General features: G+C 63.7%; 24 protein-coding genes. 13 read left to right on the top strand and 11 right to left on the bottom strand.

Going from position 1 to position 24862, the window contains the following annotated elements; all coding sequences use genetic code 11:
- Positions 1-3 precede the first annotated feature (3 nt).
- Positions 4-1515, bottom strand: a complete 1512-nt coding sequence (locus ACEQXE_RS05945) for a sensor histidine kinase (RefSeq protein ID WP_370178024.1) — start codon at positions 1513-1515, stop codon at positions 4-6.
- Positions 1516-1672: 157 nt separating this feature from the next.
- On the opposite strand from ACEQXE_RS05945, the gene ACEQXE_RS05940 reads away from it, so the two are divergent.
- Positions 1673-2842, top strand: coding sequence for an isovaleryl-CoA dehydrogenase (locus ACEQXE_RS05940; protein ID WP_370178023.1), 1170 nt, complete (start codon positions 1673-1675; stop codon positions 2840-2842).
- Here ACEQXE_RS05940 and ACEQXE_RS05935 read toward each other — a convergent pair whose 3' ends face one another.
- Entirely contained in the window at positions 2843-3592 is a 750-nt protein-coding gene (locus tag ACEQXE_RS05935; RefSeq protein WP_370178022.1) for a hypothetical protein, read from the bottom strand.
- 64 nt (positions 3593-3656) lie between these two features.
- Between ACEQXE_RS05935 and ACEQXE_RS05930 the strand changes: the two genes are divergently transcribed.
- The 3 genes from ACEQXE_RS05930 (at position 3657) to ACEQXE_RS05920 (ending at position 6429) form a co-directional block, all read left to right on the top strand.
- Positions 3657-5264, top strand: coding sequence for a carboxyl transferase domain-containing protein (locus tag ACEQXE_RS05930; RefSeq protein WP_370178021.1), 1608 nt, complete (start codon positions 3657-3659; stop codon positions 5262-5264).
- Between the two features lie 26 nt (positions 5265-5290).
- Complete coding sequence (locus ACEQXE_RS05925; protein ID WP_370178020.1) at positions 5291-5821, top strand: hypothetical protein; 531 nt, start codon at positions 5291-5293, stop codon at positions 5819-5821.
- Positions 5822-5913: 92 nt separating this feature from the next.
- Entirely contained in the window at positions 5914-6429 is a 516-nt protein-coding gene (locus ACEQXE_RS05920; RefSeq protein WP_370178019.1) for a hypothetical protein, read from the top strand.
- Positions 6430-6433: 4 nt separating this feature from the next.
- Here ACEQXE_RS05920 and ACEQXE_RS05915 read toward each other — a convergent pair whose 3' ends face one another.
- From ACEQXE_RS05915 to gyrB, 4 genes are all read right to left on the bottom strand, one after another.
- Positions 6434-7096, bottom strand: coding sequence for a hypothetical protein (locus ACEQXE_RS05915; protein WP_370178018.1), 663 nt, complete (start codon positions 7094-7096; stop codon positions 6434-6436).
- Positions 7097-7165: 69 nt separating this feature from the next.
- Positions 7166-8347 carry an NAD(P)/FAD-dependent oxidoreductase gene (locus ACEQXE_RS05910; protein WP_370178017.1) on the bottom strand — a complete coding sequence of 394 codons (1182 nt, stop codon included), beginning with the start codon at positions 8345-8347 and terminating at the stop codon, positions 7166-7168.
- Positions 8334-8729 carry a hypothetical protein gene (locus tag ACEQXE_RS05905; protein ID WP_370178016.1) on the bottom strand — a complete coding sequence of 132 codons (396 nt, stop codon included), beginning with the start codon at positions 8727-8729 and terminating at the stop codon, positions 8334-8336. Before ACEQXE_RS05905 ends, ACEQXE_RS05910 begins: the two co-directional genes overlap by 14 nt.
- A gap of 21 nt (positions 8730-8750) precedes the next feature.
- Complete coding sequence (gene gyrB, locus ACEQXE_RS05900; RefSeq protein ID WP_370178015.1) at positions 8751-11261, bottom strand: DNA topoisomerase (ATP-hydrolyzing) subunit B; 2511 nt, start codon at positions 11259-11261, stop codon at positions 8751-8753.
- A gap of 121 nt (positions 11262-11382) precedes the next feature.
- Here gyrB and ACEQXE_RS05895 point away from each other — a divergent pair, with 121 nt between their 5' ends.
- Both ACEQXE_RS05895 and ACEQXE_RS05890 read left to right on the top strand, forming a co-directional pair.
- A complete protein-coding gene (locus ACEQXE_RS05895; protein WP_370183006.1) occupies positions 11383-12087 on the top strand; it encodes a ZIP family metal transporter in 705 nt (234 codons plus the stop codon).
- 42 nt (positions 12088-12129) lie between these two features.
- The gene (locus ACEQXE_RS05890) at positions 12130-13515 is read left to right on the top strand and encodes an L-serine ammonia-lyase (RefSeq protein ID WP_370178013.1); all 1386 of its coding nucleotides are present in this window, start codon (positions 12130-12132) and stop codon (positions 13513-13515) included.
- A 15-nt stretch (positions 13516-13530) separates the two neighbouring features.
- Here ACEQXE_RS05890 and ACEQXE_RS05885 read toward each other — a convergent pair whose 3' ends face one another.
- Together ACEQXE_RS05885 and ACEQXE_RS05880 are read right to left on the bottom strand one after the other, a co-directional pair.
- Positions 13531-14364, bottom strand: a complete 834-nt coding sequence (locus ACEQXE_RS05885) for a PIG-L deacetylase family protein (protein WP_370183003.1) — start codon at positions 14362-14364, stop codon at positions 13531-13533.
- A 322-nt stretch (positions 14365-14686) separates the two neighbouring features.
- Positions 14687-15607, bottom strand: a complete 921-nt coding sequence (locus ACEQXE_RS05880; protein WP_372520168.1) for a class I SAM-dependent methyltransferase — start codon at positions 15605-15607, stop codon at positions 14687-14689.
- On the opposite strand from ACEQXE_RS05880, the gene guaA reads away from it, so the two are divergent.
- Together guaA and ACEQXE_RS05870 are read left to right on the top strand one after the other, a co-directional pair.
- On the top strand, positions 15593-17167 hold the full coding sequence (gene guaA, locus ACEQXE_RS05875; RefSeq protein ID WP_370178010.1) for a glutamine-hydrolyzing GMP synthase: 1575 nt from the start codon (positions 15593-15595) through the stop codon (positions 17165-17167). The two genes, ACEQXE_RS05880 and guaA, sit on opposite strands and share 15 nt — an antisense overlap.
- A gap of 6 nt (positions 17168-17173) precedes the next feature.
- Positions 17174-17890 (top strand): endonuclease NucS domain-containing protein, encoded by a 717-nt coding sequence (locus ACEQXE_RS05870; RefSeq protein ID WP_370178009.1) that lies wholly within the window; start codon positions 17174-17176, stop codon positions 17888-17890.
- A gap of 252 nt (positions 17891-18142) precedes the next feature.
- On the opposite strand, the gene bla is transcribed toward ACEQXE_RS05870, so the two are convergent.
- From bla to ACEQXE_RS05855, 3 genes are all read right to left on the bottom strand, one after another.
- Positions 18143-19015 (bottom strand): class A beta-lactamase, encoded by an 873-nt coding sequence (bla, locus tag ACEQXE_RS05865; protein ID WP_370178008.1) that lies wholly within the window; start codon positions 19013-19015, stop codon positions 18143-18145.
- Positions 19016-19117: 102 nt separating this feature from the next.
- Entirely contained in the window at positions 19118-19516 is a 399-nt protein-coding gene (locus ACEQXE_RS05860) for a hypothetical protein (RefSeq protein ID WP_370178007.1), read from the bottom strand.
- Positions 19517-19602: 86 nt separating this feature from the next.
- Complete coding sequence (locus ACEQXE_RS05855) at positions 19603-19857, bottom strand: zinc-finger domain-containing protein (RefSeq protein WP_370178031.1); 255 nt, start codon at positions 19855-19857, stop codon at positions 19603-19605.
- 98 nt (positions 19858-19955) lie between these two features.
- Between ACEQXE_RS05855 and ACEQXE_RS05850 the strand changes: the two genes are divergently transcribed.
- The 5 genes from ACEQXE_RS05850 to ACEQXE_RS05830 all read left to right on the top strand — a co-directional run.
- The gene (locus tag ACEQXE_RS05850) at positions 19956-20894 is read left to right on the top strand and encodes an ABC transporter ATP-binding protein (protein WP_370178006.1); all 939 of its coding nucleotides are present in this window, start codon (positions 19956-19958) and stop codon (positions 20892-20894) included.
- Between the two features lie 455 nt (positions 20895-21349).
- Positions 21350-21505, top strand: coding sequence for a hypothetical protein (locus ACEQXE_RS05845; protein WP_370178005.1), 156 nt, complete (start codon positions 21350-21352; stop codon positions 21503-21505).
- 50 nt (positions 21506-21555) lie between these two features.
- Positions 21556-23145, top strand: coding sequence for an L-aspartate oxidase (gene nadB / locus ACEQXE_RS05840; RefSeq protein WP_370178004.1), 1590 nt, complete (start codon positions 21556-21558; stop codon positions 23143-23145).
- A gap of 102 nt (positions 23146-23247) precedes the next feature.
- Positions 23248-23514, top strand: coding sequence for a hypothetical protein (locus ACEQXE_RS05835; protein WP_370178003.1), 267 nt, complete (start codon positions 23248-23250; stop codon positions 23512-23514).
- Positions 23515-24046: 532 nt separating this feature from the next.
- Positions 24047-24862: ribonucleotide reductase N-terminal alpha domain-containing protein (locus ACEQXE_RS05830; protein ID WP_370178002.1), on the top strand; the 816-nt coding region annotated here is incomplete at its 3' end.

Here is a 24862-nt window from a genome sequence, read left to right as displayed (position 1 = left end):
ATGTTAACCGGCAAGCACCGGAAGCGAAAGGTCGAGCACCACCTGCAGGCCATCGTCGCTCCACTTCCGGTCGATCTTGCCCTGCAACTGGCCTTCGACGCTCATCCGCAGCAGCCGCGATCCGAACCCTTCGCTGGCCTCTTCCTTGGCCGTGACCCCGCGTTCGAGCCAGGTGATCCGCAAGCCTTCGGCACCTTCTTGTGCGATCGTCACCTGCACGGTGCCTTCATCGCGCGCGAGCACACCGTATTTTGCGGAATTGGTCGCCAGTTCGTGGAATACGAGAGCCAGCGGCGTGGCCGAGCGAGGATGGATCGCCGGATCGTCTCCGGTGATCGAGACACGCGGCGTGTCGCCATCGTGATAAGGGGCGAAAATCTGCGCAAGCAGGCCGTGCAATGAATTTTCCTGGGCCATGCCTGCGGGCGCGACGAATTCGTGAGCCCGGCCAAGCGCGGCGATCTTGTCGGTCATCTCGGCTGCGAAATAGCGCAATTGCGGGTCGCGCCGGGCGGACAGCGTTATCAGGCTGGCGATGACGGCAAAGATATTCTTGATCCGGTGCGACAATTCGCGCGCCAGCAGGTCGCGATTCTCAGACAGGCGATGGGCGTCGTCGATATCGATGACGGTACCGACCCAGCGCCACGTGCCATCTGCCAGTTCGATCGGCACACCACGGCTGAGCGCCCAGCGATACGAACCATCGGCAAGGCGAAGGCGCCATTCATCGTCGAACACCCGCTTCTGCCGCGATGCAGCGTCAATCTTCTCGACAGTCGACGCAAAATCGTCCGGGTGAATATGCGCGCGCCAGTCATCCAGCCGCTTGGGCGGCTCTGCCCCCGTCACTTCGTCCCAGCGTGCGTTGAAGAAATCGAAATTCAGGTCGCCGTCTGCCGACCAGGCAATTCCGGGCACCGAATCGAGCACCAACGAAAGCATGCGCGCGCGATCTTTCTCGCCCTGGCGCGATCGCAGTGCGTCGCGCTCGTTCACAAAGCGGCGCAACGCCGACTTTGCGAGAACCCGCAGCCCTTCCTGTTGAAGCTCGGTCAGCCCCTCCGGTCGCGGCTGCGTGTCGATTACGCACAGCGCTCCCAGCTCGGTTCCGTCTTCGGTAATCAGCGGAGCCCCGGCATAAAAGCGGATATGCGGTTCGTCCGTTACCAGCGCATTGTCTGCAAAAAGCGGGTCTTTGGTGGCATCGGGCACAATGAACAGGTCATCGCCCTGCATCGCATGCGCGCAGAAGCTGACCGAGCGCGGTGTCTCGCGGCTCTCTATCCCGTGCCGGGCGAGAAAGCGCTGCCGCTTCTGTTCGACGATCGTGACGCTTGCGGTCGGCGTGTCGCACAGCCTGGCTGCGAAATCGGCAATGGAGCGAAGCTCGACATCGTCTTCGAGCGAATCGATTCCGTAGGGCGCCAGCTCGAGAGCGCGCCCACCCGGCCCTTCAGCCGAGACTTCCGGGCGATTCGTACCCGGGCCTGCATCGGAGATAATTGAATCCATCCACCCCTTCCGATGCCATCATATAGGCAGGGTGTTGCCGAACACCAGAAAAGCTTTGCAAACAGTGACATATGTTAAGTTTTGCAGAGACTTACGTGCGCGAGTTTGCGCTGGTCTGCACGCTTGCTATGCGCAGCCGCAAAGAAGAGGATATCTAATGCGCGCTACCCCCGATTTCGATTTCCAGCTTGGCGAAGCGGCTGAAATGATCCGCGAAACGGTTGCCCGGTTCGCCGACGAGCAGATCGCGCCACTGGCTGCCAAGATCGACCGCGAGGACTGGTTCCCCAAGGACGAGCTGTGGGCGCAGATGGGCGAGCTTGGCCTGCACGGAATCACGGTGGACGAGGCCGATGGCGGGCTCGGCCTCGGTTACCTCGAACACGTTATCGCCGTGGAGGAAGTCAGCCGGGCGAGCGCTTCGCTCGGCCTCAGCTACGGCGCGCATTCCAACCTGTGCGTCAACCAGATCCGCCGCTGGGGTAACGAGGAGCAGAAGGCAAAGTATCTCGCCCCGCTGATCTCCGGCGAACATGTCGGCTCGCTCGCGATGAGCGAGGCGGGCGCGGGGTCGGACGTCGTTTCGATGAAACTGAAGGCCGACGCGGTGCAGGGCGGCTACGTGCTCAACGGCACCAAGTTCTGGATCACCAACGCGCCTTTTGCCGATACGCTGGTGGTCTACGCCAAGACCGACAGCGAAGCCGGATCGCGCGGGATCACCGCTTTCCTGATCGAGAAGGACGATCCCGGCTTCTCCATCGGCCAGAAGATCGAGAAAGTCGGCATGCGCGGCTCGCCTACCGCCGAGCTGGTGTTCGACGACTGCGAAATCCCGGAGGACCGCGTGATGGGCCCGGTCGGCGGCGGCGTGAGCGTGCTGATGAGCGGGCTGGATTACGAGCGCGTGGTGCTCGCCGGATTGCAGCTCGGCATCATGCAGGCGTGCCTCGACACAGTCATCCCGTACCTGCGCGAGCGCAAGCAGTTCGGCAAGCCGATCGGCAGCTTCCAGCTGATGCAGGCCAAAGTGGCGGACATGTATGTCGCGCTGCAATCGGCCCGCGCCTACACCTACGCGGTCGCCAAGAGCTGCGATGCGGGCCAGACGACCCGCTTCGACGCGGCGGGCGCGATCCTGCTCGCGAGCGAGAACGCCTTCCGCGTGGCGGCGGAGAGCGTGCAGGCACTTGGCGGTGCGGGCTACACGCTCGACTGGCCAGTGGAACGCTACATGCGCGATGCCAAGCTGCTCGATATCGGTGCGGGCACGAACGAGATCCGGCGGATGCTGATCGGCCGCGAACTGATCGGGGCGGCAGGGTAATCAATCCTCACGAGGGGGCAAGGTCGGCGGTGGCTCAATCGTAACGCTGAGGCTTTCGCGCAGCTCCTCCAGTGAGAGAGGTTCCGCCGGAAGCGTGAAGCGATCTGGCGGAATGGGGTCGAACGAAAGGTCCGTCAGTTCGACTGACAGCATCCTTAGCGGCGCACCTTGTTCGAGCAGAGCCATCATGCTTTCGCCCATCATGCCTAGCATGGTGCCAAGTTGACCCATCCCTTTCAGGGATGCGCTATTCGCGTCAACAATCGCCTTGCCGAGCGGAGCCAGGGCAGAATCGTTTGAGATCACGATAGAGGCATATACGGGTTTGCCGAGCTTCTCGTTGAGGATGCCGTATGCCATGCCGGCGCGGCCCCCAACCGTTTGCGGCTCCATAGGAGCGAACTTGCTCTTAAGGTCCGATATGAAATCTTCGGAGTCGGGCAATTTTACGCCCATCCTGTCCATGGCCTCTCGCTGGACGGTCAGCTGATCCTCCATGCGCACCACGACAAAGTCGTCGGCATCCTTTGTCACGAGATACAGGTCGCCTTCCGACATGAGGTAATAGCTGCCGAGGTTAGCCATCTGGATGCGAACGGCTCCGTTCTCGTCCGCTTCAACAGTCATTTCCATATTCATCAGCGCATTATCATCGACGGTTTCGTAACGTCCGGCGATGTCTGCGTGGGCCGGGGTCGCAGGGAGTGCTGCGAATGTCAGGCTGGCGAGCAGGGCTGCAATGATCCTCAATGTGTGACCTCTCATAACTTGGCGCGAGGATGCAGGGGCGTTAGGGCGCACACAAGGAGTTTTGATGACCGCACCCGTACTCACCTCGATGCTCGACCGCGAAGCGCCGGACGCGAAGGCCCGCTTCGAGCATAACAAATCGCTGGCGACCGAGCTGCGCGCCAAGGTCGACGAGGCCGCGCTGGGTGGGAGCGAGAAGCACCGCGAGCGTCACGTGTCGCGCGGCAAGCTGCTTCCTCGCGAGCGCGTCGAGCGGCTGCTCGATCCCGGCTCGCCGTTCCTCGAAGTCGGTCAGCTGGCCGCCAACGGAATGTACGAGGGCGACGTGAACGGCGCCTCGATGATTTGCGGCGTGGGGCGCGTTTCCGGGCGGCAGGTGATGATCGTGTGCAACGATCCGACCGTGAAGGGTGGGTCCTACTACCCGATGACAGTCAAGAAGCACCTGCGCGCGCAGGAAATTGCGCAGGAGAACCGCCTGCCGTGCATCTACCTGGTCGACTCCGGCGGTGCGAACCTGCCCTACCAGGCGGAGGTTTTCCCGGACAAGGAGCACTTCGGGCGCATCTTCTTCAACCAGGCTCAGATGAGCAGCCTCGGCATTCCGCAGATCGCCTGCGTGATGGGTTCTTGCACCGCGGGCGGTGCCTATGTCCCCGCGATGAGCGACGAGAGCGTGATCGTGCGCAACCAGGGCACGATCTTCCTCGCCGGGCCCCCGCTGGTGAAGGCCGCGACGGGTGAGGAGATCAGCGCCGAGGATCTGGGTGGCGGCGATCTGCACGCGAAGAAGTCGGGCGTGGTCGATCACCTCGCCGAAAACGATGAGCACGCGCTGACCATCGTGCGAGATATCGTCAGCCATCTGGGCGCAAACACCGACGCTGCAACGAATGTGAAGTTGCAAGACCCGCGCCCGCCGAAGTTCGATGCGGAAGACCTCTACGCGCTGATACCCGAGGACGTGCGCGCGCCCTACGATGTGCACGAAGTGATCGCGCGGCTGACAGACGGCAGCGAGTTTCACGAGTTCAAGAAGGACTATGGCAGCTCGCTGGTGTGCGGCTTCGCGCATATCTGGGGTATGCCGGTGGCGATCCTCGCCAATAACGGCGTGCTGTTTTCCGAAAGCGCGGTGAAGGGCGCGCATTTCATCGAGCTGGCGTGCCAGCGGCGCATCCCCTTGCTGTTCCTCCAGAACATCTCGGGCTTCATGGTCGGCGGGAAGTACGAGGCGGAAGGGATTGCGAAGCACGGCGCGAAGCTGGTCACTGCGGTGGCCACCGCCACCGTGCCCAAGGTGACGATCCTGATCGGCGGCAGTTTCGGCGCGGGCAATTACGGGATGGCGGGCCGCGCCTATAGCCCGCGCTTCCTGTTCAGCTGGCCCAACAGCCGCATCTCGGTCATGGGCGGCGAACAGGCCGCTTCGGTGCTCGCCACGGTCCACCGCGACGCGGACTCGTGGTCCGAGGAACAGGCCGAGGAATTCAAGGCCCCGATCCGCCAGAAATACGAGGACGAGGGCAACCCCTACTACGCCACAGCGCGCCTTTGGGACGACGGCGTGATCGACCCGGTCCAGACTCGCGACGTGTTGGGCCTCGCCTTCTCCGCTTGTCTCGAAGCACCCATCGCGGACCGTCCGCAATTCGGCGTGTTCAGGATGTAGGTACCTTCGGGGGGAGGGGAATCATTATGATGGAGATGCTCAAGCTCGCGGCGGTGACCGTGGTGACGGTGGTGGTCACGGTTGTGCTGCACGAGCTCGGCCACCTCGCGGCGGCCAAGGCGCTGGGCTATGAGGCCATCATCCGGCTCAACAGCGTGAGCGTAATCGGCGGCACGCATAGTGTGCGCGATGCAATCATCATCGATGCGGCTGGCCCGCTCGTGACGCTGGTCATTGCCGCCATCGGGCTGGCAATGGCGCACCGTCCGGGCGGCCTGGGTGCCACCATCGTGTTCGCCGCGCTGATGATGCGCATTCTCGCAACTGCGGTGAGCATCGGTAATCCCAATGACGAAGCGCGGATCAGCAGCGTGCTGGGGCTGGGCATGTGGACCCTTCCCGCGCTGGTCGTGGCCATCCTGCTCTGGATGATGGTGCTGGTCGCGCGGCGCAGTGAGACGGGCCCGAAGTGGTTCGCGGTCTCATGGATCGGGGCTTCCATCGGGTTCACGGGGGTCGTTTTCGGGGAGCGGTTTCTTCCGGCAATCCCGGTCTGACATCTGCTGCCGATGGATCCGGCTAACCGATTGCCCGCTTCACCACTTTTGCTAGTTTGATTGCGGACGGACAGGGGGCGAACGTGGTAACAATGGCAGATTCCAGAACCCGCAAGACCGGGGTCGAACCGCAGATCGTCGACTACGTGCTCGCGGCGGGTGCAGTCGCGATGCTGGCGGGGATGCTGACGGCGATCGCGCGCGGCTATCCCGAATGGGGCCTGCTTCACTGGCCGATCTGGGCTCACCTCGCGACCCTTGCCATCGCATTGTCGCTCACCCCGATCATGCTGGTGCGCCAGCGCGGCGACCTGTGGCACCGGCGCATGGGTTATGTGTGGCTCGCCTGCATGGTGGTAACTTCGCTGGTCAGCTTCCTCGTCCCGCCGCCCGGCACGCTCAGCCCGATCTTCATCCTCTCGATCCTGACGCTCGCGATCAGCTTCAGGGTCTGGCAGACAGCGCGCGCGCACCAGTGGAAGCAGCACCGCACCAATGTGCGCGGCATAGTGATTGGCGGGCTGCTGCTGGCCGGGTTCATGACATTCCAGTTCGGCCGCCTGTTCGATCGCTGGATTCACGGGCTTGCGGGAACGACCATCGGCTGAGCGATCAGCGGGCTCGGGTGTACACCCCGCTGAAGCTCACATTGGCGCCGCCACACTTGCGATTATCCGCGATCAGCAGGAAATCCGGCAGAAGCGTCAGTTCCAGCTCGCACAGGTTCTCGTCTGCATAGGTCGCGCGATGGCCGGCGATTGCCAGTCGGTCGTTGACCTCGCCGATATGGATCGAGATCCACTCGTTCTCCTCGGGCCGCGCAGGCCAGAACGCTTCGCCGACGATATATGTTCGACCATCCTTGGAAAGGATGTCCACATCCGCGCTCATCCCGTCGCTCCAAGCGCCCAGCCATCGGGCCAGCGGGGGGCGCGCGTCGAGCGGACGGATATGGAGCGCGCCGATATTGATCCACCCTGCGGTCCCGCCTTGAGTACTGGGATAGAATGCGCACACGAAGTCGCCGATCCTGCGGCCGACGACCAGATTGTCCCCGTCGATCACGTAGGAATTGCTGCGGCAACCACTCGCTTGCGGGCAGCCATCGGCATCCTTGTAGAAGAACGCGCGTTTTGCGGTGATCTGTGCCTGGCGGAAGCCTTCGCCTTGCGTGAACAGGCCGGTGCGGCATGTGGTGTCCTGCGCAGCTGCGGCCGCAGGGGCGAACAGGGCCGTTGCCACGGCGATGGTTGCGATATTCAGCTTGCGAAGCACGGCATCCTCCTGCTGCGCGACCGGTGCCGATCTTGCCGCGAAGCGCCGCGTTTGGCCAGAGCAATGGCCCTATAGCGCGTGCCCGCAGGCATGGCCGCTCGCCCAGGCCCATTGGAAATTGTACCCGCCGAGCCAGCCGGTCACGTCCACCGCCTCTCCGATCGCGAAGAGCCCGGGCACCTTCCTGGCTTCCATCGTCTGCGAGGAAAGCTCGGCGGTCGAGATGCCGCCTGCGGTCACTTCCGCCTTGGCAAACCCTTCTGTGCCATTGGGATGGAAGGGCCATGCGCGCAGGCGATCTTCTGCTGCGGTCAGTACCTTGTCGGAGAGTCCTTGCAGCGGTCCGCCAAGATCCAGCCGCCCGCCCAGCGTATCGGCCAACCGCTCGGGCAGAATCTCGCGCAGTACCTGCTGCATCGTGGCGCGCGGGGTGCTCGCCTTACGCTCGACCAGCCAGCCACGTGGTGCATCGGGAGTGAAGTCGATCCGCAGCAAGTCGCCGTGCCGCCAGTAGGAACTGGCTTGCAGGATTGCGGGGCCGGACAGGCCCTTGTGCGTCAGCAGCGCCGCCTCGCGGAATGTCGCCTTCCCGGCGCTCGCGATCACGTCGCTTGATACGCCGGATAGCTCGCGGAACAGCACGTCTTCGCCGCCCAGCGTCAGCGGAACGAGTGCGGGTCGCGGCTCGACCACCTTGAGGCCGAACTGCCGCGCGAGGTCGTAGGCAAAGCCGGTCGCGCCCATTTTCGGGATCGAAGGCCCGCCGGTCGCGATCACCAGCGCAGATGCGGTGAGGGCTTCGCCATTGGCTACGACGCTGAATCCGTCCTCGCCGCGCGACACCGCGCCGACCTCCTGCCCCGTCCGCACCTCTACACTGCCCTTTTCACATTCCTCGAGCAGCATCTCGACAATCTGCTTCGCAGATCCATCGCAGAACAGCTGGCCGAGCGTCTTTTCGTGCCAGGCGATGTCGTACCGCTCTACCAGGTCGAGGAAATCGTGCGGGGTGTAGCGCGCCAGCGCCGACTTGGCGAAGTGCGGATTGGCGGAGAGGTAGTTCGCTGGGCCAGCGCCGAGATTGGTGAAATTGCACCGCCCGCCGCCCGAGATGAGGATCTTCTTGCCGACCTTGTCGCTCTTTTCGAGCAACAGCACGCGCCGCCCGCGCTGGCCTGCGATAGCCGCGCAGAAAAGCCCTGCCGCACCTCCGCCGAGGATGATTGCGTCATATCGGTCAGATTGCGGCATAGGCGAGGAGAACGGCTCCGATAAGTGTCGGGAGCGAAGCGATGCGGAACGCCCAGGTCGGGATGCGGGCCGCCCACCACCGGGCATAGGCATTGTGCCAGTTGCGCGGGAGCAGTAGGATCAGCACGGAGGTTGCGAGGACAAACCAGCCGATTGCTTCGAATGCCACTGGCGATTTGGAGGCATCCGCGCGCATAATCATCGCCGCCCCTGCCAGCCCACGTAGGCCGTGTTCACCGACCTGGATCGCCCACGTGCTGCCCATTGCCGCCAACCCCGCGCGCGCCTTTCCCGGATCGGAAACGCAAAGCACGGCAACAAACGCCAGCCAGGCGCTCGCCGCAAAGATGACGAGGAGCGCAGCTGTTTGCCAGATGGCCACCGGCTTGCGCCCCCGTACCGATCAGATGTCGAGGTTGGCGACGTTCAGTGCATTGTCCTGGATGAACTCGCGCCGGGTTTCGACCACGTCGCCCATCAGGCGGCTGAAAATCTCGTCGGTCACGTCCGCATCCTCGATCTTCACCTGCAACAGCGCTCGGTTATCCGGGTCGAGCGTGGTCTCCCACAGCTGTTCCGCGTTCATTTCGCCAAGGCCCTTGTAGCGCTGGACCGAGAGACCCTTGCGCCCTGCCGCGAGCACGGCGGCGAGCAGCTGCGTCGGGCGGGTGATTGCGCCTTCCACCGGCGGCGCGACTTCCTCTTCGCCATCGGCGGTTTCTGTCGGCGCTTCGGCACCCGAAGTGCCCGGCTTCACGAGGCGAGAGGGCGCGGCATAGGCATCCACTTCCTCGCCCGCGACCTTGTGCAGCTTGCGCGCTTCGGCGCTTTCGAGGAATTTCTCCTCGATCAGGTGGCTGTCGGTCACGCCGCGCCACAGGCGGTCGAGCCGGATCCCGCCATCGGGGGAACGCTCTCCGCTCCATTGTGCTTCGGGGTCACCCATCTGGAGCCGTGCCGCGGCGCGATCCAGTGCTTCGGCGGACGCGATGTTGTCGAGGTCGAAAGCGCCCGCCATGGCCAGCGCCTCGATGATCGCCTCGTCATACTTGCGCGGTGCATAGGCGATCAGGTTGCGCATCCGCAGCGCATGGTCGACCAGCGCGGTCAGCTCTGCCCCGCCACGGTCGCCGCCGCTGCTTTCGAGGATACGGCCTTCAAGCCCCTCGGCGACCAGATAACGGTCGAGTGCACGCTCGTCCTTCAGGTATACCTCGCTGCGCCCGCGCGCGACCTTGTAGAGCGGCGGCTGGGCGATGAAGAGGTGCCCCGCCTTCACGATCTCGGGCAGCTGGCGGTGGAAGAAGGTCAGCAGCAGGGTGCGGATGTGCGCACCGTCCACGTCGGCGTCGGTCATGATGACGATCTTGTGGTAGCGCAGCTTCTCGATGTTGAAATCGTCGCGGATGCCAGTGCCCATCGCCTGGATCAGCGTGCCGACTTCCTTCGAAGAGATGATCCGGTCGAACCGCGCGCGCTCGACGTTCAGGATCTTGCCCTTGAGCGGCAGGATGGCCTGCGTCTTACGATCACGCCCTTGCTTCGCCGAACCGCCTGCCGAGTCACCCTCGACCAAGAAGAGCTCGCACTTGGACGGATCGCGTTCCTGGCAGTCGGCCAGCTTGCCGGGGAGCGAGGCGACGCTCATCGCGCCCTTGCGACTCATCTCGCGCGCGCGGCGCGCGGCCTCGCGCGCGGCGGCGGCATCGACGATCTTCTGGACGATGGCCTTGGCGTGGTTGGGGTTCTCCTCCAGCCACTCGGTCATCTTCTCGCCCATCAGCGCTTCCAGTGGCTGGCGGACTTCGGAGGAAACCAGCTTGTCCTTGGTCTGCGAAGAGAACTTGGGATCGGGCAGCTTGACCGATACGATCGCGGTCAGCCCTTCGCGCATGTCCTCACCCGAGAGCGAGACCTTTTCCTTCTTCAGCAGGCCGCTGGCGCTCGCGTAATTGTTGAGCGTGCGGGTCAGCGCGGCGCGGAATGCGGCCAAGTGCGTGCCGCCATCGCGCTGCGGGATGTTGTTGGTGAAGCACAGCACGTTCTCGTAGTAGGAATCGTTCCATTCGAGCGCGACATCGATCCCGATCCCGTCCTTCTCCGCCGAGACCGCGATGGGTTCGGGGATCAGCGCCGCCTTGTTGCGGTCGAGGTAGTTCACGAAGGCCGCGATCCCACCTTCGTAGAACAGGTCGTGTTCCTCCACCTCTTCGCTTCGCCGGTCGCGCAGCTTGATGTGCACACCCGAGTTGAGGAAGGCGAGCTCGCGGTAGCGGTGTTCCAGCTTCTCGAAATCGAACTCGGTGACATTCTTGAACGTCTCCTCGCTCGCTTTGAAGGTGACGCGGGTGCCCTTCTTGAGGCCATTCTCGTCGCCGTTCGAATCGACCGGGGGCGCATCGCCGCGCACTTCGAGGCTGTTCACGGCGTCGCCGTGCTCGAAGCGCATCCAGTGTTCCTTGCCGTCGCGCCAGATGACCAGCTCGAGCCATTCGGACAGCGCGTTCACCACCGAGACGCCCACGCCGTGCAGCCCGCCCGAGACCTTGTAGGCATTGTCGTCGCTGGTGTTTTCGAACTTCCCGCCCGCGTGCAGCTGGGTCATGATGACCTCTGCGGCGGAGACGCCTTCGCCCTTGTGCATGTCGACCGGGATGCCGCGGCCATTATCTTCCACCGAGACGCTGCCATCGGGGTTCAATTCGATCAAAACGAGGTCGCAATGGCCGGCCAGCGCCTCATCGATGGCGTTGTCGGACACCTCGAAAACCATGTGGTGCAGGCCCGAACCATCGTCCGTATCGCCGATATACATGCCGGGGCGCTTGCGGACCGCGTCGAGGCCCTTGAGCACCTTGATCGAATCCGCGCCGTATTCGCCGGTTTTCCGGCCTTTTTCCGTATTTTCGTCCATCGAGGGAATATAGGCGCGGCTACTGCGAAACCCAAACGAATCATGGCGAGATTCTGGCATTTTTCCACGGGATGTAGGCCTGCCAATGGACACGATGTGGCGGGCACTGCATTAACCGGGAATGGTGATGACGCTGATCGTGGTGGCGGTCGTGTCGGGCGCGCTCCTGGCAGGCGCGGCCTGGGGGCTCTATGCGCCGCTTGGCAAGCGGACGGAGGGCTTCCTCGTCGCACTTGCGGGCGGCGCATTGTTACTGTCGGTCACCAGCGAATTGATCGAACCGTCGATCCAGCGCAGCTCAGTCTGGATCGCTGCGGGAGGCGTTCTGGCCGGGGCAGGCATGTTCACGCTGGCCGACTGGCTGGTGAAGGAGAAGTGGGGCGGCGGTTCCGGGGGTGGACTGCTCGCCGCAATCACTCTCGACGGGATTCCCGAAAATCTCGCCTTGGGTGTCGCGCTGATTGGTGCGGGGCCGATGGAGGTCGCCGCGCTGGCCGGCTCGATCCTTCTCTCCAATCTGCCCGAGGCGGCAGGCGGCGCTAAGGAAATGGCCGATGACGGTCGCTCGAGGGGAAAGGTGTTTCTGCTGTGGGCGGGTACGGCGGCAATCCTGTCGCTGGCGGCAATTGCAGGCAATCTGCTGCTGGAAGGGGCGAGCGAAACGCATCTTGCCGCGATCCGTTGCTTTGCTGCCGGGGCGGTGATCGCCAGTCTTGCGGTCGAGGTCTTCCCGCAGGCATTCAGGGAGGATGATTACTGGGCGGGCATCGCGACTGCCATCGGTGCGGTGCTGGCATTCCTGCTCGGCTCGCTCGGCGGCGGGTGAGCGATTGACGTTGCGGAAGGCTTGGCCCATCGCGCCTGCGCAATGCTTTCCGTCCTCGACATCTTCCGCATCGGGATCGGCCCATCGTCTTCGCACACTGTCGGCCCCATGCGGATCGCGCGGCGGTTCGTGCGTGCGCTGGGCAAGTCGGGCGCGCTGGACAAGGTCGCGCGCGTTACCGTCGAATTGCAGGGTTCACTGGCGCTGACCGGGATCGGCCATGGGACGGTGGATGCGAGCATCCTTGGCCTTGCGGGCTTTGCGCCCGACAGGACCGACCCGGATGAGGCCGCAGAGGCCTTGCGGGGGATCGAGGTCGACAAGTGCCTGTCGCTGGGCGGCCAGCGCCGGATAGGCTTCGACCGGGCGAGAGATATCGACCTTGCCGGGCACATCATCCCCGAACTGCACCCTAATGGCACGGTGCTGCGCGCTTTCGATAACGGCGGCGAGGTGCTGCTTGAACGGACCTATTATTCAACCGGCGGCGGGTTTGTTGCTTCCGAAAAGCAGCTGCGCAGCCCGCCCAAGGATGACCGGGTCGAGGCCGGACCCAGCGTGCCGCATCCCTTTGGTTCGGCAGCCGAACTGCTCAGCCTGTGCGACGCGCATGGCCTTTCCGTTGCCGAGCTGATTCTCGCCAACGAAGACGCCATGCGCCCGCGCGAAGAAACCATCGCCGGACTCGACCGGATCGCCCAGGCGATGGACCAGTGCATCGACCGGGGGCTGAACCAGCGGGGCGTGTTGCCCGGAGGGCTGAAGGTGCAGCGACGGGCGCCCGACCTGTGGGAGAAGCTTTCCGGCAACCCCCAATCGAACGAGCGCGAGCAGCTGTTCGACTGGCTCAATTGCTATGCGATGGCGGTGAACGAGGAGAATGCGGCGGGTGGCCGCGTCGTCACCGCGCCCACCAACGGCGCGGCGGGCATCATCCCGGCGGTGATTCGTTTCTATTGCAAGACCGCAGACGATGATGACTGCATCGAGAAACGGCGGCTGTTCCTGCTCACCGCGGGCGCGATCGGCCTGCTCTACAAGCAGCGTGCAAGCATTTCCGGCGCCGAACTGGGCTGTCAGGGCGAGGTCGGCGTGGCTTGCTCGATGGCGGCCGGCGGCCTCGCGGCCCTGTGGGGCGGGTCGCCGGTGCAGGTCGCGTCGGCGGCGGAAATCGGGATGGAGCACAACCTGGGCCTCACCTGCGATCCGGTTGGCGGGCTGGTGCAGGTGCCTTGTATCGAGCGCAATGCGATCGGCGCGGTCAAGGCGGTCAACGCAGCGCGGCTTGCGTTGCACCGGACGGGGGCGGAGAGCCTCGTCAGCCTCGATCAGGTGATCGAGACCATGCGCCAGACCGGGCTCGACATGAGCAACAAGTACAAGGAAACGAGCCAGGGCGGGCTGGCGGTCAACGTCGTCGAATGCTGATTGCGCGGCGTCGCCTCAGGGGGCGGTGGCCTGCATGGCGAAGGCCGGACGGAAATCGACGGTCCCCTGCCAGATCGCCTGATGGAACACCGGGGCCAACGCCGCGCGGGTGGCAGCATCGAACTGCGTTACGTGACATTGCGTGGCAGCGTTTGCCGCGGCGAGATCGGCATCCTCGTATTCGATCCGGACGCTCAGCAATTCCGGGTCGGTCTTTGCCCAGCGCTCCAGCTCGGCGACAGGTGCAACCCGATCGGCACGGATGCCGAAATACAGCAGCTGCGGGCGCTCGGCTGCGGGCATGGCCTGCACCAGTTGCGTGGTGAAGGCGTGCACCATCCGGTGATCGACATGCCCATAACCCCCATCCGGCCCCCAGGTGATGATCGTACCCGGCCGGATCCCCTGGATCTCGCGCGATAGCGCTGCCGCAAGGCCGTTTCCGTCAGGAGTGCCGCGCGCTTCGTCTCCATGTCCACCATCGGGAAAATCGAGCATGCGGGGAGCGGGCAGGCCAAGCGCCGAGGCCGCGCAGGTCGCCTCCGCTGAACGTGCGGCAGCCAGAGCCTCGCCTGGTGCATAATCCGACACGCCGGGCCCCGCATCGCCCCGCGTCGTGTAGAGCAGGCGCACGTCCGCTCCGGTGCGGACCAGGGCGGCGAGCGCGGGCGCCATGGGCAGTTCGTCGTCGGGATGGGCGAGGATCACCAGCACGGGGCTGGACTGTTGGTCCGTAGCCTCCGCAGAACCCGCGAGCATCACGGATGCGGCATCGAGGTGCGCATTTGCTCCGGTCGGGATCATGGCCATGGCCCATAACGCCATCATTACTGCCAGCCGCATGCGCATACCCCCCCCCCTTCTTGGACGCCGAGGTTATGGCAAGGCTGCCCGCGTTGGTCGATAGTCAACCTGCCCAAACGCAATGGGCCCGCCTGCCGGGGGTGGCAGACGGGCCCAGGGACCAAATTCAGGGGAGGGAATGCGTCAGGATCGCCGCCGGGCGGTGTCGCATGCAACGATCGAGAGGAAGGCCGGGGGCAGATCAAGGGGGGGAGAGGACGATCCGCCTCCCGGCTCCGAGGGGGGAAATAATCTTGCGTCCGATAATATGAAAGTGAGAAAACTCGCAGGAGTGTACACTTTTATGCAACACTGATCCGGCTGCCGATCAGGCGAATCCGGCCCGTACGCTTTCGGGCAGGGCGCCCCGTTTTCTGCCGACGACGACGAAATATTCGAGCCAGTCCCCATCGATAGACAACCTGTGGCGGTATCGTTCGATATGATGCAACTCGATCAGGTCCTCCGCCAGCAACAATTTTACAAAATCGGCGAAATCGCCGCCCGAACCGCCGCGCAGGAAATCGGTCTTGATGTTGAACGCGATCCAGCCGTCTTCCGCGATCGTCTCCATCGCCGCGACAAAGGCCGGAGCGGGAATGTCGTCGAAACCGAGCGCGGCGACGCAGGTGACGGCAGTCAGCTGCCAGTCGGCAAGGTCGGCGCGTTGCTTGTCGCTCAGCGCGGTCATATCGGCGACGAGGTAATCGTCGTAGGCGCCTGGGCGATCGCGCAAGGCGGCGGTTCTCGCTTCGGGAATGATATCCAGCCCGACCACACGCGACACGCCGACCCGGTCCAGTTCCTGCGCGACGATCCCGTTGCCTGCGCCAAGGTCTAGCACGCGCTGCGTCTGGATCGATTCGCGGGCATGTTCGACCGCGCCGGTCAGTCGCGAAACGACCACTTCGGGCGACTGGCACCGCAACCGCTCGTAGAACAGCTGTTCGTACAGGCCGGGCCGATCATAGATCGCATCGTAATCGTGGAATTTGATCTGCCGCGTTTCGCCTCCCTCTGTCAGGTAGAAAAAGGCTTCGTTCTGGCCGAGATCATGGCTCGGCTGCTTGGGGAACTGGATGGCGTGGCGCGCCGGGATGCAATCGGAATATTTGTGGGTGGTGATGTAAGGCCTCCTGTTTCCGGATCGGAGGATAGGCGCCTTGGGTCTCAGTGCAACCACAGTGGCGGCTGCCCGCTGGACAGGCGACGGGGCAGCACTTACCGCGCGGCCATGCAGCCAGACCATCTCCCCGATTCCATCCTTATCGTCGATTTCGGCAGCCAGGTGACGCAGCTGATCGCGCGCCGCGTGCGCGAGGCGGGCGTCTATTCCGAGATCGCACCGTTTTCGCAGGCGGAAGAGGCGTTCCACCGGCTCCAGCCCAAGGGCATAATCCTGTCGGGCTCGCCCGCCGGTGTGCCCGACGAAGGCAGCCCGCGCGCGCCGGACATGCTGTTCGAGGCGAGGCTGCCGATCCTCGGCATCTGCTACGGTCAGCAGGTGATGACGCACCAGCTGGGCGGGGAAGTGCGCCCGGGGCATGAAACGGGTGAAGGCGGCGAATTCGGGCGCGCCTTCCTCACCGTCACGAAGAGCTGCGCGCTGTTCGACGGATTGTGGAACGAGGGCGAGCGCCATCAGGTCTGGATGAGCCATGGCGACAAGGTGACGCGCTTTGCCGACGGGTTCGAGATCGTCGCCGTAAGCGACGGCGCGCCCTTCGCGGTAATCGCCGACGAAGCGCGCCGGTTTTACGGCACGCAATTCCATCCCGAAGTCGTCCATACGCCCGACGGGGCGAAGCTGATCGCCAATTTCGCGCACAAGGTCTGCGGCCTCGCGGGCGACTGGACGATGGCGGAATATCGCGAGACCAAGATCCGCGAAATCCGCGATCAGGTCGGCGATGGCAAGGTGATTTGCGGCCTCAGTGGCGGGGTCGATTCATCGGTCGCGGCGATCCTGATCCACGAGGCGATCGGCGAGCAACTGACCTGCGTGTTCGTCGACCACGGCCTGCTGCGTTTGAACGAGCGTGAACAGGTCGAGACCATGTTCCGCGACCACTACAACATCCCGCTGGTGGTGGTGGATGCGGAGGAGCGCTTCATGGCCGGACTCGCGGGCGAGACCGACCCGGAAAAGAAGCGCAAGTTCATCGGCAAGACCTTCATCGACGTGTTCGAGGAAGAGGCGAAGAAGATCGGCGGGGCCGATTTTCTCGCGCAAGGCACGCTCTATCCCGACGTGATCGAGAGCGTCTCCTTCACCGGCGGGCCTTCGGTCACGATCAAGAGCCACCACAATGTCGGGGGCCTGCCCGAGCGGATGAATATGCAGCTGGTCGAGCCGCTGCGCGAACTGTTCAAGGACGAGGTCCGCGAGCTGGGTCGTGAGCTGGGCCTGCCCGACATGTTCGTCGGCCGCCATCCGTTCCCCGGCCCGGGTCTCGCGATCCGCATCCCGGGCGAAGTCACCAAGGAGCGCTGCGACATCCTGCGCAAGGCGGACGCGATCTACCTCGAGGAAATCCGCAATGCCGGGTTGTACGACGCGATCTGGCAGGCCTTTGCCGTGCTGCTCCCGGTGAAGACCGTCGGCGTGATGGGCGATCATCGCACCTACGACAGTGTGTGCGGGTTGCGTGCGGTCACCAGCACCGACGGGATGACGGCAGACGTCTACCCCTTCGACGCGGGTTTCCTGACGAATGTGGCGACGCGCATCGTCAACGAAGTGCAGGGCATCAACCGCGTGGTGTACGACTACACGAGCAAGCCGCCGGGGACGATCGAGTGGGAGTGATATAGAATGGATCCGCGCTATAGTGAATGGCTCAAGCGTGCCGTGCCAAGCGAAGTCACGTGGCGTACCAAACTTTCTGAGCTTCGTAGGATCGAAAACGAGTACGGCGATCTCGACGAGTTGTTTGATGACGACGAACTCCAGTCAGTGGTTGAGAGCCTAACTTACGGAGCTGAGGACGAGCGTCTCGATAGGCCGAACCCCTCTAAACTCATTATTGAGGGTAACGTCCGGAATAATCTCGCATCATATAAATCTGCTGTTCTGAAATACGTTCGCTTCCGGCAAGACGTGGAATCCGAAGCGGCGCGGCCTGCGATCTCAGATGCTCGCGACCCATTGGATGATGCAAGACCAGAGACGTTCTCTTTAGAGCGCGACCTTCAAACCGCATTGCGAAATTCTATTAGTCAGTTGGAGTCCGGCCTTCGGATCATTGACGGGGGCGGCGAGAAATCTGTGCCATCGGGGAGGATTGATATCTTAGCCGCAGATAGGAACGATGTGCCGGTTGTGATTGAGTTGAAGGCAGTTACCGCGAGGCGCGACGCGATTGCTCAAATTTTAGCCTATATGGGCGACATCCAAGAGAACAGTCAAAGTGCTGTGCGGGGATTCCTGGTTGCACCCGAATTCGACGAGAAGTCCCAATCTGCGGCCAGAATGGTCCCTACACTGACACTCGTTAGCTATTCCTACAATTTCCTGTTCCATCACCATTGAACGAACTTTCCCTCGGCGATGATCCGCGTACTGAATCGCTTCGGCGGCTTCAGCCGCTGCTAGTGCAGAGGTTCGGGCGTATCGAGCGCGCTCCGAGGGAACGCAGCAAACCCGAATGGGTGCTGGTGCAGGGGTTATCGGCGCTCGCACCAAATCGGAGGTTTCGAACGCTGCGACCGATCGGTTGCTCGAACGACGTGGCATTGGGGGCTGGTAGCGCGTCGGTCATGACCGGTGCATTTTTACAGGGGCTTACACCGAAGCAGCCAACAGCTCACGCGCGATTTGCGCGTGGATCGCGTTGGTCGTGTCCGCCATCGGCTCGGCGATATTGAGGAAGCTGACGAGGATTTGCGGCTCCTCTCCGCTTCCCGGCGGGACGGCGAAGGCCACGTCGTTGCTCTGGTCGCGCTCGCTTGTGCCGGTCTTGTCGCCCGCGCGCCAGCCATCGGGGATGCCCGCGCGCAGCCGCGCCAGTCCGGTCACCGCGCCTTCCATCCAGCCTTGCAGGATCGCCCGATCGGCGGCGCCAAGGATATCGCCGAACAGGAAGCGCCCGAGCGTCTGCGCAAAGGCGCGCGGGGTCGAGGTGTCGCGCGGATCGCCCGGCTGGTTGGCGTTGAGCATTGGCTCGTAGCGGTCGAGCCGCGTCACTTCGTCGCCCAATTCCCGCAGGATGGCTGTAAACCCTTCCGGCCCGCCCATGTCGCGCAGCAGGATATTGGCCGCGGCATTGTCGCTGGTCTGGATTGTCGCCCTGGCAAGCTCGGCCACTTTCATGCGCGACCCGACCTTCTGCTCCACCACGGGTGAGAAGAAGACCAGATCATCCTGCTCGATGGCGAATGCATGATCGAGCGCGCGTTCGCCCCGCGCGGCGCGCAACAGGACTACGCCGCCGAGCAGCGCCTTGAATACCGAACACATCGCGAAACGCTCGTCCAGCCGTGTACCGATGATGCGTCCGCTCTCCCAATCGAGCCTCGCGAAGCCGAGCCGCCCGCCGTGGCTTGCCTCGATGCCAGCGAAATCGGCCTGCTCCAGAGAAAGCCTGGTGCAGCCTGCAAGGGCAAGCCCGGTTGCCCCGGCAAGCACTCTGCGCCGCGTGAGCTCTGATCCGATCATGTTGTGGCTCCTCCCTCAGAAATCCGTGCCTCTACGGGCATGAAAAAGGCCGCGCGGGAGAGCCCCGGCGGCCTTTCTCTTCTAGCGTTTCCGTCGCGCGTGTCAGCTTTCGCTGCTGGCGCGCTTGTACGGAATGAAGTCGGTCAGGAACAGCGGGGTGCCGAGCGATTCGACCATGGTCGGGTTGCGGACTTCGATCCGCGTGGTCTTGCACATCTGCGGGTAGTTATCGCGGATCACGATCACATCGCTCGAATCGAGCTGTTCGGGATAGCGCGTGTAATTGATGTAAACCGTGCGCCCGGTGTCGTAGACCAGTGCAGTGTCATCGATGATATACATCCGCGCGTTGCGGCGCGTGGAGATGCAGTTGGTCGGTTCGCCGGCCACGCGGCCTTCGAGCAGTTCGGCCAGTCGTTCGTCGCCCGTCCGCCGTTCGGCAGCGGCCGGTGCGGCTAGGGCCAGCGCGGTCAGTGAAAGTGCGGCTATGCGGAAGATCATGGCGTCGTCCTCTGGTTAGCTGTGCGGGCAGGAATACCGGCCCGCATATGAACAACGCATGAGGCTGGCGTCTGTGCCGCGCGCGGTCAGTGGCCCGGGTCCGCGCCTTCGGAAATGTCGGGCAGGGTGCTCTGGTCCACTCCGTCGGCAGGCCCGCCGATCAGGACGAAGCGCCGGTCGCAATAGCCGCAATCGACATAGCCGTGCTCGTCGATCTCCAGGTAGACCTTCGGATGGCCCAGCGCGGCCGCCCGATAGAGCTGTCCGCTGCGAATGTCTGTCGCGCCATCGCACCACACGCGGCGCGTGGTGACTCGCGAAATTTCGGGGGGAGGCGGCATCGGCATGGGCTGTGCGCATATCTTCGCACCGGCCACCGGGCAAGAGGGACCGTGCAAAGCTGTGGCCAATCGCAACGCTGCGGCCTAGGGGGTGGCGCATGGACACCCGCCCGGCGATTTCGATCAAGGACCTGACCAAGCGCTATGCCCCGAACAAGGGCGAAGAGGAGGGCAAGCTGGCGTTGAAAGGCGTCAGCTTCGATGTGCCGCAAGGCGGCATCTTCGGCCTGCTCGGCCCCAATGGCGCGGGCAAATCGACGCTGATCAATATCCTTGCCGGGTTGGTTACGCGCACCAGCGGCAGCGCCGAGATCTGGGGTTTCGACACGGAGACCAACCCACGCAACGCAAAGCGTGCGATCGGCATCGTCCCGCAGGAGATCGTGTTCGATCCCTTCTTCACCCCGTTCGAGGTGCTGGACAACCAGGGCGGCTTCTACGGCGTACCCAAGGCCGACCGGCGCAGCGAGGAGCTGCTCAAGGCGGTGCACCTGTGGGACAAGCGCGATGCCTATGCCCGCACGTTGTCGGGCGGGATGAAGCGCCGCCTGCTGATCGCCAAGGCGATGGTCCACTCGCCCCCGATCCTGGTGCTCGACGAACCGACCGCAGGTGTCGACGTGGAACTGCGGCGGCAGTTGTGGGAGCTGGTGAGCGAGCTGAACGCGCAGGGCGTGACGATCGTGTTGACTACGCATTACCTCGAAGAGGCCGAGGAATTGTGCGACCGGATCGCGATCATCAATCATGGCGAGCTGATCGCGGACAAGCCGACCCGCGAACTGGTGAGCATGGCGCGCGAGAAGATCATCCGGCTGGAAGTCGACAAGGATATTGCAGGCCCGCCGATGGACGCGGCCTTTACCCGCGCCGAAGTGACCGCGCCGCGCACGCTCGAAGTGACGTACGACCGCGACAAGGCGACCGCCGGTCAGGTCCTCACGATCGTGCAAGGCCACGGCTACGCAATCGAGGATGTCTCGACACTCGAGCCCGATCTGGAAGATGTCTTCGTGCAGCTGACAGGGGCGGGCTGACGGGTACTGCCTTGTTTTCGCGAGATAATCGAAGATTTTCACGGGAAATTAGGCAGAATCCTTCGGTAACCCCTTAAGTACTTCTGCGGTGCAGGGCGTTAAACGGTTGCTGCGAGAAGGCTCGCGGTCGTCATCCCCCGGCGATCGTTATCCAGAGGCACCTGCCTATGTCCATTTCACTTTCCGGGCTGTTCCACCGCCCGTCCAGCCCGCCAAGTCCCGCCGCTCCGGCACAAGAAACCAGTCAAACGAGCCCTCCGCCTCCGACTGCCAGCGAACCCGCTTCGCCTGCCGCAGAAGAGCCCGGGGTCCAGTACGTCCCGGCAAGCGGCGGGAGCGAACCGGTGGCCTATACGCCCGCTCAATCGGTGCAGGCATCCCAATCCTCTGCCACTCAGAATGCGGCTTCACCTGCGTCCCCGTCGGCTACACAGCGCGAAACCAGCGCCACCGCGATGACCGATCGCGTCGCTGCTAACCGTTCCGGCCCGCTGGATCGCGCACCAGACCGTGCAGACGATGGCGCATCCTCGCCGCGCGTTGCCGAACTGATGCAGGCCTTCCTCGCGCAGTATGGCGGCAATGACCGGCAGGTGCTCGACCTAATCTAGCATAGCGCGCCACGCTTGCAGGTGGCGCCATCGCGCGCCATTGCGGCAGGATGGATCACGAACAACACGACGTTCTCGTCATCGGATCGGGTGCGGCCGGGCTCACCGCAGCCCTGGCGCTGGCCGAGGAAAAGCGTGTGCTGGTGCTCGCCAAGGGCACGCTCACCGGTGGCAGCACCGCGTGGGCGCAGGGCGGGATCGCCGCCGTGCTCGACGCGGGCGACACGTTCGAGGATCATATCCGCGACACGATGGTCGCCGGCGCGGGGCTGAACGACCGCGAGACGGTGGAGTTCGTGATCGAGCGCGCGCCCGCCTCGATCGACCGTCTGTGCGAGCTGGGCGTGCCCTTCAACCGCGAGAGCGGCGACCTGCACCTCACCCGAGAGGGCGGCCATTCGCACCGCCGGATCGTCCATGTGAACGACGCGACCGGCTGGGCAGTGCAGGAGGCTCTGCTCAAGGCCGCCGAAGCCAACCCCAATATTACCCTGCTGCCGGGCCGGTCTTGCATCGACCTGATCACCGGGCGGCACGAGCTTCGCTATTCGGGTGCGGGGCAGGTGTGGGGCGCCTATGCGCTGAACGAGGAGACGGGCGAGGTCGAGGCGCATGTCGCGCGGGTCACTGTGTTGGCCGCGGGTGGCGCGGGCCGCTGCTACCTGTTCTCCACCGCGCCGCGTGGCGCGACCGGCGATGGCATCGCAATGGCTTGGCGGGCGGGGGCGCGCGTCTCCAACATGGAGATGATGCAGTTCCACCCGACCTGCCTCTACAACCTTGAGGTCAAGAACTTCCTCATCACAGAAGCAGTGCGGGGCGAGGGCGGGCGCCTCATCAACCCGCGTACCGGCGAGCGGTTCATGGAATTCTACGATCCCGAGCGGCTGGAGCTGGCCCCGCGCGATATCGTGGCCCGCGCGATCGACGCGGAGATCAAGCGCTTCGGCCTCGATTACGTGCATCTCGATATCAGCCACCAGCCGCCCGAGTTCGTGAAGGAGCATTTCCCCACGATCCACGAAAAGCTGCTGGGCCTGGGCATCGACATGACAAAGGAGCCGATCCCGGTCGTGCCCGCACAGCACTATACCTGCGGGGGCGTGCTGGTAGACCTGTTCGCGCGCACCGACCTACCGGGCCTGTGGGCCGCGGGTGAATGCACGGAAAGCGGGTTGCACGGGGCCAATCGCCTTGCGTCCAACAGCCTCCTCGAATGCTTCGTGTTCGGCGAGGCGGCGGCGCGCGACATATTGTCGATGTGGGACGAGCTCGACGCTCCGCCCGAAATTCGTCCGTGGGACGCAAGCCGGGTGACCGATTCGGACGAAGAGGTGGTCATCAAGCAGAACTGGACCGAGATACGGCGGTTCATGTGGAACTATGTCGGCATCGTGCGCACGACCAAACGGCTGGAGCGTGCGGCCAATCGCATTCGCCTGCTGCAGTCCGAGGTGGAGGATTACTACGGCAGTTTCCGCGTAACGACCGACCTGATCGAGCTGCGTAACCTGCTGCAGGCGGCAGAACTGATCGTCGGCTGCGCGCTGAAACGCGAAGAAAGCCGCGGCCTTCACTTCACGCTCGACCATCCGCAAACCGATCCGATTGCGCGCGATACCGTGCTGCTCCCGCGTTAGCCCGTACAAACTTGATGAATGTTAGTTTGTGGCCGGATCATGGCGACCGCCCATTGTCGGGGTGAGCCCTGAACGGGCGAACGCCAACGAAGGAATACTCAAATGAAGAAAATCGCATTTTTTGCCGCCCTGCCTGCCGCTGCCCTCGCGCTGAGCGCCTGTGCGGAAAGCCCTGAAGAAGAGGCGATGGAAGAGCAGGCCGAGATGACCGAGGATGCGGCTGAAGCCGACGCCGAGATGCTCGACGAAATGGCCGACGACGCGACTTCGGAAGCGCAGGAAGATTCGCTGGAAGACCAGGCCGACGCGGTCGAGGAAGCCGGCGAGGAAAAGGCTGACGCCATGGAAGACACCGCCGACGAAATGTAAGCGGTCGCTTTTGCACCGATAAAGCCCGGATTTCCGGGAGATAGGCCTCCGTCCTCGTGACGGGGGCCTTTTTAGGACCGGCAGCGCCGCTAATCGACCGTAGCGGCCGGGTGAATCCGCCCAAAAATTTTTCCCACAGTTTGATGTCGTCCGAAGGCCGCGCGCGAATCGGCGCACGTGTTGGTTTTGGCCATCCGTCCACCCCCTACTCGCAGCCGATCGCGTATTTTTACGAGGAGGCACCCTTGCGCCTTCGCCCATGCTGATTCATGTTCGCAATCCTTCGCGATGCGGATGACGACCGGAGCCGATGCTCGGCCATTCGAGACGCAGGGGAACGACGGGAGTGGTGTCGTATGGCACCTCCAATGCCCGTACGTGCCTTTGCGTGACGGACCGGGATTCCCCCGCGCTTATTGAGCGAAGCCACCCGTTTTCGGCCATGAGTGCCGATCGGGCGGAGACTATGGACACGGCGTGGGAGCCATGAAGGAGCCTCCCATCCGGCGTATGCTTTTATTAGGGGCGGGTTATGGAATTCAGCACTGGCGAAACCGATATCTCCACCATGGATGGCGAGACGGTGCAGCCCGAGGGCAAGACCAGGCGCAAGACGGCAAGTGCCAAGACCGCGCGCAAGCCCGCTCCCGGCAAGAAGACCGAGGCGAAGGCCCAGGCTAAGGCGATGACGATGGACAAGGATGATCGCGGTTCGGAAGAACTGGTTGCAGCCGCCGCTGCGGATGCGATGGCAAAGGCTGTCGCGGCGAGCGCGGGCGAAGTCTCCGACAGCAAGAAGGTCAATCCGCGCCGGTTCGAAATCGTCACCGACGATGCGCGCGATGCGAACCTGACCGAATTCGGCAAGGAAACGCTCAAGGACCGCTACCTGCTGCCGGACGAATCCTATCAGGACCTGTTTGCGCGCGTGGCCGATGCCTATGCGGACGATCAGGATCACGCGCAGCGGCTGTATGACTACATCTCCAACCTGTGGTTCATGCCGGCGACCCCCGTGCTGTCCAACGGCGGAACGGGACGCGGCCTGCCGATTTCGTGCTACCTCAATTCGGTCGAAGACAGCCTCGACGGGATCGTCGGCACTTGGAACGAGAACGTGTGGCTCGCTTCCAAGGGCGGCGGCATCGGCACCTATTGGGGCAATGTACGCGGAATCGGCGAGCCCGTGGGCCTCAACGGCAAGACCAGTGGCATCATCCCGTTCGTGCGCGTAATGGACTCGCTGACCCTGGCCATCTCGCAGGGATCGCTGCGCCGTGGATCGGCCGCATGCTATATCGACATCAACCACCCTGAGATCGAGGAATTCCTCGAAATCCGCAAACCC

Origin of the sequence: Alteriqipengyuania sp., from assembly GCF_964222115.1 — a bacterium.
In the GTDB taxonomy this organism is placed as follows: Bacteria; Pseudomonadota; Alphaproteobacteria; order Sphingomonadales; family Sphingomonadaceae; genus Alteriqipengyuania.
Note: the sequence above shows the minus strand (reverse complement) of the source record. Positions and strands in the feature narration are given on the sequence as shown.